Below are 15,922 nucleotides of genomic sequence, written 5' to 3' on the forward strand. Positions count from 1 at the left end.
CTCTTTTATAATTTTCAATTGATAACTTTTTATCCAAGCTTTCGGCTTTCAGTTTCATTCACCTTTCAATTACTTCAAACTTTACCCGCTTGCTTTCTCCGTCTCTGTCAGTAACAGTTAAGTAATGTTCTCCTGGCTCAGGATTCACCGCCAGTTGATGAAAATCTTTAGTAGATCCAACATAGGAACTATCGATATACCAAAACACTTCTTTCCCAGGATTTCTGTGAGCAACTTCAAAAACTGTCTTTCCTTTTCTCTCATCAATTTCAATAGGAATAAATATTTTGCTTCCATGTGAAGGGTAAAGGATTTCAAATGAGCGATTGGTTACATAAGCCATACAGTCTTCTCTGTATGGAGGTAGTGTTTTATATGAGGCATTTTTATTTTTGAAATAATACTCCATAGCTGGAGGAAGTACAAACAAGGCCTTTGTGTGCATATTTCTGACAGACTCACATTCTCCGCTTACTCTATACTGCTCTGTCTCGTCCAGATGAATAAGCTTGTGATATGGACATAGTCCGGAGAGATGAGCTGCCTTTTGCGTCCATTGAATAATGCGTTCTTCACAATTTTCACCAGCTTTAAATCCACTTTTCAAACATACCTCTGTTTGAGTCATTTCATTAAATGGTTGCAAAAACCATTGCGGTGATTTAAGATGTTTAAAGATATCAAATAAAATGGGTGCAGCTGAGCCAATACCTGTAAGGTCAGGTCTACCTTCCCCGTCTGCATTTCCTGCCCAAACAGCAACCACATACTGAGGGGTGCAACCGATAGCCCAGGCATCTCTGTTACCATAGCTTGTGCCTGTTTTCCATGCTATTTTATATGCTGAACTGAAGTCTCTCCATGAAGCATCTTCTTCTGGCCTTGAGACTTCATTCATAGCTTCAAAGGTGAGCCAGATAGAGCCTGCATCTAAAACAGTACAATAATTTTGTTTTGCTTGTTCTGAAGTAAAAGATGGCTTTTCTGTTTTTAACCTGAATTTATGGATAAGATGATAATCATTTAAGGAAGATGCCATATTTCTATATATTCCTGCAAGATCCCAAAGGGTACCTTCTGCACCTCCCAATATTAGAGATAACCCATAGTGCGTATGAGGCTTGTTTAGAGTTGTTACACCAAGTTTCTTCAGATTATGATGAAATTTTTCAACTCCATACTCCTGAAGGATTCGCACTGCCGGTACATTGAGAGACCTGGCTATTGACTGCTTGAATGCTACAGCTCCATCATAAGTGAGAAAATAGTTTTTGGGAGCATAGCCTCCGATAAGCGTAGGAATATCAGCAACCAGTGACGTGTTCAATAATTTTCCTTCTGTCAAAAGCATACCAAACAACAGTGGCTTAAGGATACTTCCTGTACTTCTTCTTGCCTGAATAATATCTACACTGTAGCCGTGGTCATCGATTTTATCACTCAGTATATTGCCACCATAAGTGAGGACTTTACCCGTTTTAACATCAAGTATAAGAGCTGCCGCATTATATACACCATTCGCGGATAACCTTTCCTGATGGCGGGCTAGTATCTTATTTACAGTTTTTTGAAGGTGAATATTTATAGTGCTGATTATACGTTTACCTTTCATTCCTTTTTTCTCTGAATAGGCCAGCAAATGAGGAGCAACAATTGGTAATGCATAGGGCCTGCCTGGCAAAGGTTCTTTTAATGCCAAGTTATACGATATGTTATCGAGATAGCCATTTTCATACAGACTTTTGAGAAGTCTGTTTCTTTTCTTTAAAAAAATTACTTCATTTTTCCCGGGAAAGATGAGAGCCGGGCTGTTAGGCAATACCGCAAGAGCTGCTGCTTCGGCCCAGGACAGTTGGCTGGAGGGGGCATTGAAATACCTCCATGATGCAGCTTCAAGGCCTACAACATTACCACCGAAAGGAGCATTTGAAGCATATAATGTCAATATCTCTTTTTTTGATAAAGTAAGTTCAAGTCTTAGAGCCTGTGTGATTTCTATAAGCTTTTCAAGGAATGACCTTTTCTTGTTCTTTCGGCTCAGTCTTATTACCTGCATAGTCAGAGTACTACCTCCTCTTACTATTCTTCCGCTTTTTATATTTTGCCATGCAGAATTGCCAATAGATAAAAAATCTATGCCAATATGATTATAAAAGTTTTTGTCTTCAAAGGTTAAGATGGAAGTAACAAATTTATTCGGAACAGAATCACTGACAGGAAACCTCCATTGTCCATCTGAAGCAATTTTTGCAGCGAGTAGCTCACCTTTTTTATCTTCAAGAATGGTGCTGGTAGGATCTTTAAATAGGTTTGAAGGAAGGGAAAACCAGAACAGCAATAATAAAAAAAGGAGAAGCGTAAGTATACCTAGATATATTTTGCTTCTCCTTTTCATATGGTTAAGAATAATTATTTAAGAGAAATATTCTCTCCTGCTTTAAATACTTCTACCCATTTCCCTGGCACAGTTGCATTGATAGAGCCATCATACATAGCTTCTGCATAAGTCGCCGGAAGGTAGAATCTTCCAAGATATGCGGCATTCAGCATTACACGGAATGTTTTTTTCTCATTTGCCTTTATGTCAAAGAAAGTATACACTCTGTCATCCCTGATATCTCTATAGGTTGGAGCATCTGCCAATGGAAGTCCGTTAGAGGTTGTTTCCTCAGCTTCATCTTCATTTTCTGATTCTTCATCTCCATAGTAATAAGTATACCTTCTTCTCTTTTCTTCTTTAGTCTTTTCAGTAAAGTTATCCAAACGAGAATTATTAATTTCCCATCCTGAAGCAAAGATTTGCTTTAATGCCATTTGCTGGTAATCACCTCTTAGACCAGGATTTGAAATAGACACTTCTGCAATGAAGTCCGTTCCCTGCTCAAGTTTTTCAACATCTATTTCAGCCCCATCTTTTGACAAATAACGTACTGAAATTCCCAGATTGTTTTCAGCAGCTTCCTCCATTCCTGGCTTTGGTGTGCCTGTCAATAATACTCTGGCATATGTAACTCCATTACTGTTGTTTTTAACCTGAAGATTGAATGGATTTACATTTGGTTTGAGGTCAACTTCAGAAATTTTCATATCTGACATTGCCGTTATAGGTTTACTATTGTTGATAGAATAAGCAAAACTTACTTTAGTGCCTGGAGCAGAAACGTTTGCAAATTTTGTAATCGCCATGAGACAATAAGCAGTTTCCTGTGTACTGAGCCACTTATCTGAAGACAGAGCCGCTGAAATTTCTTTTGCAAGTGGCGCAGCTTGTGCTTTCATATTCATGATGCTTAATACTTCCAGAATCATGGCCTTATCTCTTAACGTTGATCCGTAAGTATTGTCCATTTCTCTGTAATCTTTTACTGTGAGAGATGCTGTACTTACCAAGTTTTTAGCAACCTCTGTTTGCCCTGCAAGGTGGTATGCGGCAGCAAGTCTCCATTTAGCGGGAGAGGAGAGACTTCTTGATTCTCTCAGTCTGTTCATCGCACCTATTTCAGGATCGCCTGCAAGTGCGAGTGTATATAATCTGTACGCCTGAGTCAGGTCATCGTTATATTCTCCATAGTTCCAGTTACGAGCTTCTTTCTTTTGGCTCTTCTTCCAATTATTGAGGAAACCTTGAGGAAGCGCGTATCCTTTCTTCTCTGCTTCTACCATAAAATGACCTGCATAGTTGGTGGCCCATGGATCGTAATAATTGTGTCCTGGCCAATAAGTCATACCTCCATCGGGTAGTTGAAACAATTTAAGACGTTGGATTCCTGCTTTAACATTCTTCTCAACCATTCTTTTCAAGTCCTCTGTTGGCTGCATCAATTCAAGGACATATAGTTGTGGAAATACAGAAGAAGTTGTTTGCTCCACGCATCCATATGGATAGTGAACCAAATATCTTAAACGTTTTCCCAAATTTATCGGAGGTATCACTGAAACTTCAAGTGTTGCCTTGTTTGTTCCTGCCAATCCAAATGGAGTAAAATCAGCATTCCAAGATGCATTTGAAGAAAGGACATTTTCATACACTTTGGTAATTTCAGTATTACCATTTCTAATGTCTATGTCAACATTATATTCAGCTCTTTCTTTTCCACTTGTAGCAGTTACAGAAACAGACCCTTTGCCTGCTGCTGGTTTGGCTTTTAGGAAGAAGTTTACAACTTCATCTCCAGGCTGATTGAATGTTATGCTTTTTGAGCTTTCAGCAACTGGCTCAAACATATTATTTGCTTTGATCGTGACATTAACATTCTTCACGTTTTTAGTCATAGCAAAAATATTCACAGGCAATGCTACAGATTCTTCAGGACCTAGCACTCTTGGAAGGGTCGCCAATACCATTAATGGCTTTCTTACCGGAACAGCTTTCTCAGCTTTGCCATAAGCCCCGTCAGGATTTCCTGCAACGACCATTGCTTTCACAGAACCTACGTATTGTGGCATTTTTAATGTGTGCGTAACCGAGCTTCCAGCTGCAAGACTAAATGGTCCTATAAACTTGACAACAGGTTTAAATCTGTTGGTTTTATTTCCTTCACTTCCTTTAAGTTCCCCGTCACCACCAATGCTTAATATCTTATCTATTCGTTCTCCATATGCACCGATGACATAGTCATACATATCCCATGTATTTACTCCAAGTGCTTCTTTAGCATAGAAATGGTCATGGGGATCGGGAGCTTTAAAATGAGTAAGGTCAAGCAAGCCTTCATCAACAACAGCAAGTGTATATATCATAGGTTTGCCGTTTTGTTCTTTTATAGAGACGGTAAAGTCTTCTTCCGGTCGCAGCTCTTCTCTCATTGTAATGACCGGAGCCAGTATGGTTTGTGGATTTTCAACAGTTATAGGAATTATTCCATATAATCGAATCGGAAGATCATTAAGCGTTTGTGCGTGTGGCTGAATCAATGTAACGTTAACAAAGATGTTTGGAGTCATCTCTTCAGTAACTTTGAATTCAAAATTATTATTCCCTTTCTTAGTCTCCATCCATTGGGTCTGCAGTACTTTAGCTCCCGATTCAATGCTAATCAAGGCTCTACCCTCACTGCTTCCCGGAATTGAAAGACGAGCAGTTTCTCCTACGTTATATTTTGGCTTATCCGAAGAGAAAGAAAGTAATGCTGCACCTCCCTGATTTCTTTCTCTTGAGTTGCCAGCCCATCCTGGCCAGTCTATAAATACTATCTTCCCGGTGCTATGACCACTTTTAGTATCTTTAGCACGAATATAAAAACGACCCCACTCAGGATAATTGACTCTGAATTGCCATTTTGCCTTTCCATTGATAGTGACTACATTTTCTCTTACAAGAGCTTGTTTGTAATTATTGTCCAGATATGCTGAAAGGTTCTCTTCTCCTTTTTCCCACCAGTATCTCCATTCTATTTTGTAAAGCTCCATCTGGATGTTTCTTCCGGATACAAGATTCCCATTAGCATCAAGAGTTACTATGTCAATTGTATGAGAAGTATCGGTGAGGAGCATGTTTCTGGCTTTGTCGCCTTCTGGCACTCTAATACCTGTAAAGGATGTAAATGGATAATATGGCATAGAAAATCTGTCAATGCTTGAAGCACCACCTTCTTCCATTACTCTTACTTTAAAGTTGGCTGTCATCACGCCAGGTGCATTATCACCAGCTTCAAGATGTGCATTCACCATTGCATTACCATTCTGATCTATTCTGCCTTTGAAAATTTCAATTGGTTCGCCTTCATATTTTTTCCCTGGATCATCAAAGATGAAATCAGAATATTTGTTAAACTTAGTTTCGCCTTTTGCTAGTTGAACTGTCACGTCAGTCTCTAGATTCTTTGCAACCGCTCCATGCAGCCATTTTACATTTAAATCACCTTTCATTGATGATTCGCCTGCTGTGATTTTATCTGTGCCAAAATCAAGATTTATTTTAAGTCTGTTTGGCATTACGGTTTCTATCTTCAACGGATAGCTGAAAGTAGCTCCACCAACTTTAACAGTTGCAGTCCAGTTACCAGTAGGATCTTCTGGGGAAGTTGTAGTGCTGAAGTTGTAGAATCCCTCTACTGAATTAGAAGATACGAGCTTCTTTACTACCTGACCTGAAGGGTTGGCTAGTTCAAAGTTTACAGGTAGATTTTTAGGAAGATTATGAAGTTTATCTTCAAGTATAAAAGTTAAAAACAGAGAATCTCCTGGTCTCCAAACTCCTCTTTCTCCATATAAAAATCCTTTTATTCCTTTTTGTACTTTAGCTCCTGAGATATCAAAATTGCTGACAGCTAAAGCGGATTGATCATCCATTTTTAGATAACCAATTTGTTCTTCTTTCTTAACCTTAACTAAAAAAGGTTTCTTCTTTAAGTCAATGGTAAGCACCCCTTCACCATTAGTTTTATCCTGCAATAATAGTTGCTGTTGGTAGTCATAGACTTCTATACTTGCGCCGTCAACGGGTTTGGTTGTTTTAAGATCTGTAACTACAAATACAAGATTTCCTGAAGAACCAGCCTTAGCGATTATACCAAGATCTGAAGCGAAAATGTTCCTTGAAACAGATCTGTATTCACCGTAATAAGAATTATTGCAAGGATTCTCTCTCTCGGAATAGTCGTAATCCTCATTATAATATTCTTCCGAATAGTCCCAATAGCTGGATTCGTTTTCCTCAATAATATCATCTTCATTGTCTTCCAGAGTAGTTTGGCCTGTAGCCTCAGATACGGCCTCTTCAGAAGCATCACAACTATAGAAAATATCTTTTTTGTCAAAGCCAATTTTAATCTGGTAAATAGCTCCTGGCTCCGTTTTGATTAAAGTTGAAATATCAAGAGCATATCTTTTCCATTTACCATAATCATTAGGGTTAGTATTATTTAATGAGATATTCTTTTTCAGAATTACTTTTCCTACTCTTTTAATCTCACTGTTGCCATCGTATTTGTTTACCTGGAAAAACTGAGTAACATTGTTTTCAAAGATCTTGATGACTTTTACATTAACAGATTTCAGGCTTACTGCTTCAAATGGGAATATAAGACCATCTGTGCTTGGAAGAATAACACCTTTGCCGGTTAGTTTAACAGAAGGTTTTATTTCTTCAAAGTTAATATCCAGATTTTGTGTTTTTCCTAAACCTTTACCTTTAATGTTCTTAACTCCTTCATTTACTGTAATAGTCTTATTGCCAATTTGTCTTACAGGTGGGTAAAGCTTTAATATATTTTCGTCTTTTACTATGTTGAAATCAGGAACATCAGTAATCTGGATAAGGCCTTGAAGATCCTGATTAGGATCAAGTGGGTCGGAAAATTGAATTTCTGCATATTGGTCTTCACCCTGCACTGCTCTGGCAGATACAATGGAGAATTCTCCGATAGCTGGAACTTCAATAGTTTCATTTCCTTTTGTCTCAGATTGAATAGGAGTGCCATCCCATGTTAAGATAACAGTTCCTGCTGCCTCTTTTCTTTGAATCTTTTCAACCTGAAATCTATGAGTCTTTCTATCGTTTTCATGAATCCAGGTAATTGAGAGGGCTTTACCATCCTGACTCGCAGTTAAAACTTTTTCAAGGGTTGCATTGTCTACAACATCAGCGGTACTTAGTATTCCAAGCAATTTCTGAGAAGCAAAGTTCGTCACATCATAAGTCCTTAATCCTTCTACATATACTTCAAAGGTCTGAGGTATGGTCTGAAACGCAAAGTCAAATGTCTGAAGGTCTTCAGGCATCTGCATAACTTCTCCTATTTCAAACTTGGCATCAAACGATTGACCTGGATTAAGCGGCTCTTCCGGAACAAATTCAATAGTACTCTTATCTATCCATTTTGTAGTACCTTTGATTGACGGTGAGAAACTGAATAATTCTGTCTGAAGAGGCGTGTTAATCTCTTCTGGCTTTACAATTTCAGAAATAAAAGAAATTCGTATAGGCGATTCCCTGGATATAATTCCGCCGGTGAAAGAACTGACATAGGCTTTAAACGCCGGGTTGAATTTGTATTCACCTTTAGCTTTGTTTTTTGAAGCGTACCAGAAGACGCCTCCACCTATTGCTGCAATTGCTAATATTGAGGACAAGATAACTTTTATCTTACTGCCTGAAAGTAATGTTTTTAAAGACATAAAAAAGTTAATAATAGCTTTCTAAAAGTTTTATTATTGGTGTTGGTTTTAATTTTATATAGGTTAAAGTCATACGTAAGTTAACGGAAAAGCTTCTTTAAAAGTGGAAATCAGATAAAAAAAATTGCCGCCCTTTTATATGAAAAGGCGGCAATTATAAATTTTTTATATAAGAAAATTATTTACCGAAGCTGAATCTTCCACCGATACCACCTTGGCCAGTCGCATATGGATAGCGTAAGAAAGCAATAAATACGTTAGCATCAGCAAAGAAAGTAATAGGAGCTTGTTTTAAAGCATACTCTACTCCTCCAACTACGTCCGGACCAATATCAATTGTGTGCACTCTGTCTTCTGCATAGTAATAGTTTCCAAAGTTGTCATAATACTGACGTACTGGTACAACGAAAGTATTGTATCTCAACTGTCCTCCGAATCCTATGTGCCAAGTAAATCCATCGATATCTCCGATAGGAAATCTCCATAGGTAATGTACCTGAAGAGCCATACCAAAATAATTATAACCGTAACGGCCAGCATAATATCCATTTCCTCTATAATCATAATCGTATTTTCTGTCATAATATCTGTCTGCATAGTGTTCACCACCCCAAACAGGAAAACCGAATACAAACTCCAAGGCTTTTTTATCCATGTACTTTTTTAAAGTAACACCGGTAGGATCTCCAAGCTTAAGACCTAGTGTCAGATCATTTCTTGAAAATGCCTGATTCCCTTTTGAAGAACTTTTCTTCTTCTGTGAATATCCTGAAAATGAAATGCCAAGCATCAGGATAAATACAACTAATGTTCTGGTAATTGTCCTATTCATATATTTAGTTTAATTTTTCGCCGCTAATATAATATAAGTCTGTCGGGATTTTAAAATCCTTGAGGTCGTTTTCTTCTAATTCAACCTTTTTAAATACTTGATCTGCTATGAGTGTTATCGTTTTTCCGCTTTGCAATTTTAATTTTATAGGAATTGAAAAGCCATTCTCAGATGCTCTCATACGGTAAACCAGGTAGAATTTGTTTTTCTTTCTTTTTAGCTTGTACTCAAATGCCGGAATGTCAGTGTGTAGCAAGTACTGGTTAAAGAACGGCCTCAAGTTAATCATTCCTTTTTGAGAAATAAAATTTATCAATTCGTCAGAACATATCTGCTTTTGAGAATATTGCTGCTGAATATCTTTTAGTATCGAAAACCACAAACTGTCATTGTCTAGCACAGAGCGAAGGGTATGTAGCATCCATGAGCCTTTGTAGTACATGTCAGAATCTTTCCAATAGTGGTAATTGACATTTGAAGGTCCCTTTACCGGCTCGCTGTTTTTAATATAATTTCGTTGTCGTAACAGGTAATTTACAGATGTATTAAAGTCAAAAATACATTCGACAAATAATGCTTCGGCATAAGTCGTAAATGATTCCTGAATCCAGAGATCTCCGTGATCGCATGCACTGACATTGTTCCCCCACCACTCATGCGCACTTTCGTGGATAACAATGTAGTCGTATCCAAGCATATTTTTTCTGAACTTATTTCCATATGCAATAGCGCTTTGGTGCTCCATTCCGAGATAGGGTGTTTCAACTATTGCGTAGCCATCTTTGGGAAATGGGTATTTTCCAAAATATTCCTCGAAGCATTTTAGCATTGGTTTTACCTGTTGAAAATATTCCATTGCTTTATCTTCATTTTGTAGGAGCACATAATATCTGAGATCTAAAATGGTACCGTCAGGTCGAATATATTCATCTTTGATTTCTGTATAATTACCAATGTTTAGGGTTACATTGTAATTATTAATGGGATAATGTACTTTCCATCTATAGGTATGAAAATCTTTGTCGCAGACTTCCTGCTCCAGATTTCCATTGCTTATACACTTCAACCCTTTGGGGACAGAAAAAATTGTCTGTACACTGTCTGGTTCATCTGAAGGATGATCTTTACAGGGCCACCAGAGGCTTGCTCCGTCTCCTTCACAAGCAACACCTATCCATGGTTTACCAATGGCATCTTTTGCCCATACAAAGCCACCATCCCAAGGCGGATTTTTGGCTTCAATAGGATTGCCAGAGTAAAAAAATGATATGGAGTCTGATGAAGTTTGAGCTAGTACTTTTTTAAAGTTAATAAATACTGCATTACTGTCTCTTTCATAGTTAAGAGTTTCATTATGAAATAGGATGCTGTCTATCTTAAGTCTTGAAGAAAGGTCTATTTGTATTCTGGTCGTGGGTTCGATTATTTTGAAGTAAATTGAATTGCAGCCATTGATGTATTTTTTATCAGGATCAATCTTAAGTTTTAAGTTGTAAAAGTGAACGTCATAGCATGTTCTGAGTGGAGAAAGGCTCCCTCGCAATGTATCGTGTCTTGTAAAGGATTTGGTCTGGGCCTGACCACAATGATAAATAAACAGAAATGAAAGAATGATAGAAAAAAATCTTAAATGCATTTTTCCAGAAGCGTTATGCTGTAAAGTTGGAGATTATTTTACTAAAGAAAAAATTGAGGAACGGAATCGGTTTTTCCCCTTTTATTTAATTCAGCATTAAGGTTTAAAGCGGCGCTGATAAGGCCTGCGTGACTGAAAGCCTGAGGAAAATTTCCCAAATGTTCACCCATAAAACCCAATTGTTCAGAAAATAAACCTACATGGTTCGCATATCCCAGCATTTTTTCAAAATAGAACTGTGCTTTCTCTAGTTGACCTGATCTGGAAAGACATTCAACATACCAAAATGTACACATTGAAAATGTCCCTTCTCTGCCACCTAGTCCGTCAGGAGCGGCTACTTCAGGTATATAACGATAAACAAGAGAATCGGATACCAGCTCTTTTTCTATTGCTTCCATTGTTTGCAGCCAGCGGGGATCAATTGGACTGATAAACTTAACAATTGGCATGAATAAGCAAGAGGCATCAACAGTTTTGGCTCCCTGATACTGGACAAATCCCTTTAAATCGTCGTCCCAGAATTCATTATATATGCTTTGATATATTTTATTTCTTTCAGTTTTCCATGTTTCTGGATATGGAAATGACCTTGATTCTGCTATCTTAATCGCTCTGTCAAATGCCACCCAGCACATGAGGCGTGAAAATAAAAAATGCTTCTCTTTCCCGCGGACCTCCCATATCCCATTATCTTCTCTTTTCCAATTATCTATGAGCCAGTTAACCTGAAATACAAGATTATTCCAGAAATCATGACTTATTGGCTCAACATATTTATTATACAAATACACAGAGTCTAATAGTTCACCATAAATATCCAGTTGCAATTGTTTGTTTGCATTATTGCCAATTCTTACCGGTGCCGAACCTTTGTATCCTTCAAGGTTATCTAGCGTAATTTCCTGTGGGTTGTTATTGCCAGATGTAGAATACATTAGATGTAAATGTCCCGGGTTTTCAATATCATGACATTGATAATGTATCCATTTTACAAATGCCTGTGACTCTTTGGTATAGCCTGTTTTTACAAGTGCATAGAGGCAAAAAGCTGAATCTCTTATCCAGCTGTATCTATAGTCCCAGTTTCTATTACCTCCAATGAATTCGGGTAACCCGAATGTAGGGCTTGCAATTATTGACCCGTATCTTCCACTACAAAGCAATTTGAGTGTGAGGGCTGAGCGCTGAATTGCTTCAAGCCATCTCCCCTTATAAGTGGATTTCGAAACCCAGTCTCTCCAGTATTTTACCGTTTCAAAAAATGTTTTTGTAATAAAGTCTCCCAATGAAATATTGGGAGGATCTTCTTTCGAAATATCTTCAAGAATAAAATCTGCACGTTCGCCTTCGTTCAGGGTAAATTCGGCATACCCGTCATTTTCTGAAATATGCATAGGTACAGAGCTTTTCAGTCTTAGTTTCAAAAGACTTTCTCCCTGACCTTCGAATAGTATTTCAAAATTGTGATTTCTTTTATGGGCAATATGTTCGTCTCGACCATAATTAAATCGAGGCCTGCACTCCATTTTGAATTGAATGTTTCCTCTGATGCAGGAAACCCTTCTTACGAGTTCATTTCCATGCACCATACCTTCTATTGGCATGTAATCCGTAATTTCTCCTACTCCGTCTGCAGACAAAAATCGTGTAAGTAAAACATTGGTACCGGGAAGGTACATTTGCTTATTCCTAACTTCTTCCTTAATAATAGGATGGATCTTAAAATAACCACCCTTTTTATAGTCTAAAAGGGCCGCGAAAATAGAAGGAGAATCATAAAACGGGAAGCACAAAAAATCTATAGACCCATTGAGGCCTACAAGAGCTATTGTATTTAAATCTCCTATGATTGCATAGTTCTCAATAGGCTGATAATTCATCCTTCTTTCTTACTGATCAAAATTCCGTCAGTAAGGAGAACAGTTTAAAAGAAAATATGTTGGCGGATAATGTAAACGGAAAAATAATTATTTTCTTACCAGGGTCAGGAGTTCTTTTTGTACTCCCCAGTCTCTGGCAAGTTTTAAAATGGCAGTTGCCTCCATTTCACTGATAAAACCTTTTGAATTAGTAGCCTCCCAGACCATATTCAGATAAGAAAGTTTGGTCTGAGTATCATAGGTTCCGATAGTTGCATTGAAAAATTCACGAGCTCGTTCGAAGGCAGTGAACACATCGCTGCCTATAAAGTCTTCAGCCCATTTTAATTCTTCTACTGCGCTTAGATTCTGAGCAGTTGTTTTTAAAATTGCCTGCTCGTCTTCATTTAAACCATGATAATTGAAAATTATTGATTTTAGAAGCAGAAAGGCCTTTTTCTGATCGCTTGTCATTTGGACAGTCATACCAACGCAAATATAACATTTTTAAATTTATTTTCCCCCATACATCCGATTTTCTTCAAATGATAAAGAATGCCTCTGTAATTTTATCTGCAATCAATTTTCCTTTAGGCGTCAACTTTAAAAAATTATCTTCTTTTATCATAAAGCCATCCTCAATAAATGATTTTGCAGTATCTATATAATAGTTTACCTCAAGATTAAACTTTTGTTTTACATCTCCCAGATCACATCCCCATTTGGTGCGCAATCTGGTTAGAAAATATTCATTCGCTTTATCCAGATCTGTTAGTTGCTCTATTGTAAACTCCGGCTTTGAGATGTTTATTCCTTCAATATATTTATGATTATTGCTTATATTATATTGTCTTGAAATACCATTAAATGAATGGGCAGAAGGTCCAAGACCCAAATAGTGAGTTCCCAGCCAATAGCTGCTATTGTGGCGTGCAATATAACCTTCTTTGGCAAAGTTGCTGATTTCATATTGTTCATATGATGCTCTCTCTAATAAGAAAATAAGGTCTTCAAATTGAAGGGCAACTATTTCCTCTTCCTCTGGAGTAAAATGCCCTTTTTTCAATCGCTTGCCTAAAACTGTTTTCTCTTCAATCGTTAATGCGTAAGCTGAAATATGAGGAATATCAAGGTCTACAAGCGTTTGAATATTTTCTTCCCATTTTCCCTTGCCAAGACCAGGTATACCATATATAAGATCAGCAGTTATATTATAAAAGCCTTGTTCTCTTGCCTCTTTAATAGAGTTAATTGCCTTTTCACTATTATGAGCTCTATTCAATAACGTCAATAAATTATCCTGAAATGCCTGAACACCAATACTAAGTCTGTTTATGCCCGCTTGTTTTATCCCCCTTAAATACTTTTGAGTAATATCATCAGGATTTACTTCAATTGTTATTTCGGCATTATCATTAATCTTGTAAAGCTTCCTTATTTCGTCTATAATTTTTTTAACTTCATCGACAAGAAGTAGAGACGGTGTTCCTCCTCCAAAGTAAATTGTATTGATGTCTTCATTAATGTAGCTTTTCCTTTGACTCAACTCCATACAGATTGCCTCTACCATTTTTTCTTTGAATGATAAGTTCGTTGAGAAATGGAAGTCGCAATAATGACAAGCCTGCCTGCAAAAAGGGACGTGTATATAAATTCCTGACATTTATTTTTTATGCAAAATTAATCCTGAATTGAAAATAGTAATTTTACAGTTTACTTTCGTTAGTATAAACGTGTTGAAAAACTTTTTAATTCTCTTCGTCTTACTCTTCACTTCACTCTTTTCTTATGGACAAAGAGACAGTACCCGTATTTTTCTTTCGGTTTTCTCTGAAAATAATGGTTTAATAACTGATCATAAAACATCATTCGGAGACTCGGTAAGTGCAGTATATGAAGTAAAAGAGATTATACAAAAATTACACAAACAAGCATATCTTCAGGCTTCAGTGGATTCACTCGCAATGTATGGAGATACATTGAAATCTTTTATCTCTTTGAGGGACCAATTCAAATGGGCTGCTCTGAAAAAAGGAAATATTAATCCGTTAATATTAAGCAAAACAGAATTTCAGGAAAAATACTATCGGGATAAGCTCTTCAATATAGAACAGTTTCTGGCTTTTGAAGATGATCTGTTGACTTATCTGGAAGATCATGGCTATCCTTTTGCTTCTCTCCGGATAGATTCCTTTATGATTGAAAAGAATAGCCTGTATGGCGTTCTCAATTATGATAAGGGGCCTATGATAGTTTTCGATTCTGTGATTATAGTGGGGAGCAGTAAGGTGAAGAATAGGTACTTGATGCGTGAACTTCATATTGAAAAAGGGCAGCCATTTAGCCAGAAAAAAGTACTAGAGGCTGATAAAATATTATCAGCACTGGGATTTGTCAGGATTTCCAGACCTCCAGTGGTGGAGTTCAGAAGTGGCAAGGCGACTGTAACTATCTTCTTGGAAGATAAGAAAATCAATCAGGCTGATGGTATTATCGGTTTTCTTCCAAATGAAGGAGGAGGAAAAAAATTGCTTATTACTGGTGAACTTAATCTGAACTTAAAAAATGTATTTGGTACAGGTAAAGGCGTACTGCTGGAGTGGAAAAAGCTTAAAGCATCTTCTCAGACTCTAAATATTGGATATTACCACCCGAAATTGTTGGGATCCAACCTTGATTTGCGGATGAATTTTAATTTGTTAAATCAGGATAGCTTATTTCTTACTGTTTACAGGGGAATAAATGTATCAAGTGCCTTGTCAGTAAGATCAAGAGTAAGTTTTTTTACAGGGCTCAAGACATCCCGCCAATTCTCCAGTCCTGTTGGAGCTGATACTACAGTCTTACTTATGTCAGATTATAATTATTATAATTATGGCTTGAGTTATAATTGGAATAATTTGGATGATATATTTTATCCTCATAAAGGTTGGATATTTGATGTACAATTTTCTTTGGGAAATAAAGTTTTGAGGGAAAATTCGTTGGTTAAGCCTGAATTATATGATCAGCTTGACAAAAAATCTATCCAGTACTCCTGCAATATTCTGATAAACAGATTTTTTCCGATAAGGGCCAAGTCTGTAATTTTTACAAGATTTGAAGCCGGCAAAATTTTCAACGACAAAAACACCCTGTTTATTAATGATTTGTATAGGGTAGGTGGACTCAAATCTTTAAGAGGATTTAATGAATTGAATTATTATGCGTCGACATTTGGCATTGCTTCTGTCGAATATCGATATTTTACAGATCCAACTTCCTATCTTCTAGTGTTTTATGATCAAGGATATGTGTCAAATGTCGTGAATCCTTCTATTAAGGATGATTTTCCATTTGGATTTGGAGTAGGCGTGTCCTTCACAACTAGTGCAGGAGTGTTTAATTTCGTTTATTCTTTGGGTCAATCCAGAGATCAGAAATTAAGTTTGAATCTTTCTAAGGTTCATTTTGGTATAATAAGCAGGTTTTAGT

8 protein-coding genes are annotated in these 15,922 nt (G+C 37.1%); 1 reads left to right on the top strand and 7 read right to left on the bottom strand.

Annotated features, from left to right (window positions below; genetic code table 11):
* Positions 1-58 precede the first annotated feature (58 nt).
* The 7 genes from pbpC to hemW all read right to left on the bottom strand — a co-directional run bounded on the left by pbpC (position 59) and on the right by hemW (position 14,111).
* The gene (pbpC, locus tag J7604_RS15220; RefSeq protein WP_293897194.1) at positions 59-2,395 is read right to left on the bottom strand and encodes a penicillin-binding protein 1C; all 2,337 of its coding nucleotides are present in this window, start codon (positions 2,393-2,395) and stop codon (positions 59-61) included.
* Positions 2,396-2,409: 14 nt separating this feature from the next.
* The gene (locus tag J7604_RS15225; protein WP_293897195.1) at positions 2,410-8,118 is read right to left on the bottom strand and encodes an MG2 domain-containing protein; all 5,709 of its coding nucleotides are present in this window, start codon (positions 8,116-8,118) and stop codon (positions 2,410-2,412) included.
* Between the two features lie 178 nt (positions 8,119-8,296).
* Complete coding sequence (locus tag J7604_RS15230) at positions 8,297-8,950, bottom strand: hypothetical protein (RefSeq protein ID WP_293897196.1); 654 nt, start codon at positions 8,948-8,950, stop codon at positions 8,297-8,299.
* 4 nt (positions 8,951-8,954) lie between these two features.
* Positions 8,955-10,586 (bottom strand): M1 family metallopeptidase, encoded by a 1,632-nt coding sequence (locus J7604_RS15235; protein WP_293897197.1) that lies wholly within the window; start codon positions 10,584-10,586, stop codon positions 8,955-8,957.
* A gap of 41 nt (positions 10,587-10,627) precedes the next feature.
* On the bottom strand, positions 10,628-12,469 hold the full coding sequence (locus J7604_RS15240) for a glycoside hydrolase family 15 protein (protein WP_293897198.1): 1,842 nt from the start codon (positions 12,467-12,469) through the stop codon (positions 10,628-10,630).
* 87 nt (positions 12,470-12,556) lie between these two features.
* On the bottom strand, positions 12,557-12,934 hold the full coding sequence (locus J7604_RS15245) for a hypothetical protein (protein WP_293897199.1): 378 nt from the start codon (positions 12,932-12,934) through the stop codon (positions 12,557-12,559).
* Between the two features lie 55 nt (positions 12,935-12,989).
* Positions 12,990-14,111 (bottom strand): radical SAM family heme chaperone HemW, encoded by a 1,122-nt coding sequence (hemW, locus tag J7604_RS15250; protein ID WP_293897200.1) that lies wholly within the window; start codon positions 14,109-14,111, stop codon positions 12,990-12,992.
* Positions 14,112-14,139: 28 nt separating this feature from the next.
* Here hemW and J7604_RS15255 point away from each other — a divergent pair, with 28 nt between their 5' ends.
* Positions 14,140-15,921 carry a BamA/TamA family outer membrane protein gene (locus tag J7604_RS15255; RefSeq protein WP_293897201.1) on the top strand — a complete coding sequence of 594 codons (1,782 nt, stop codon included), beginning with the start codon at positions 14,140-14,142 and terminating at the stop codon, positions 15,919-15,921.
* The last annotated feature ends 1 nt before the right edge of the window (position 15,922 follow it).

The organism is Sporocytophaga sp., from assembly GCF_017745095.1.
Lineage (GTDB): Bacteria > Bacteroidota > Bacteroidia > Cytophagales > Cytophagaceae > Sporocytophaga.

Bases quoted from the DNA above. Each gene is read 5' to 3' on its own strand.
- pbpC (WP_293897194.1), bottom strand. From the start codon at position 2,395: ATGAAAAGGAGAAGCAAAATATATCTAGGTATACTTACGCTTCTCCTT.
- J7604_RS15225 (WP_293897195.1), bottom strand. From the start codon at position 8,118: ATGTCTTTAAAAACATTACTTTCAGGCAGTAAGATAAAAGTTATCTTG.
- J7604_RS15230 (WP_293897196.1), bottom strand. From the start codon at position 8,950: ATGAATAGGACAATTACCAGAACATTAGTTGTATTTATCCTGATGCTT.
- J7604_RS15235 (WP_293897197.1), bottom strand. From the start codon at position 10,586: ATGCATTTAAGATTTTTTTCTATCATTCTTTCATTTCTGTTTATTTAT.
- J7604_RS15240 (WP_293897198.1), bottom strand. From the start codon at position 12,469: ATGAATTATCAGCCTATTGAGAACTATGCAATCATAGGAGATTTAAAT.
- J7604_RS15245 (WP_293897199.1), bottom strand. From the start codon at position 12,934: ATGACTGTCCAAATGACAAGCGATCAGAAAAAGGCCTTTCTGCTTCTA.
- hemW (WP_293897200.1), bottom strand. From the start codon at position 14,111: ATGTCAGGAATTTATATACACGTCCCTTTTTGCAGGCAGGCTTGTCAT.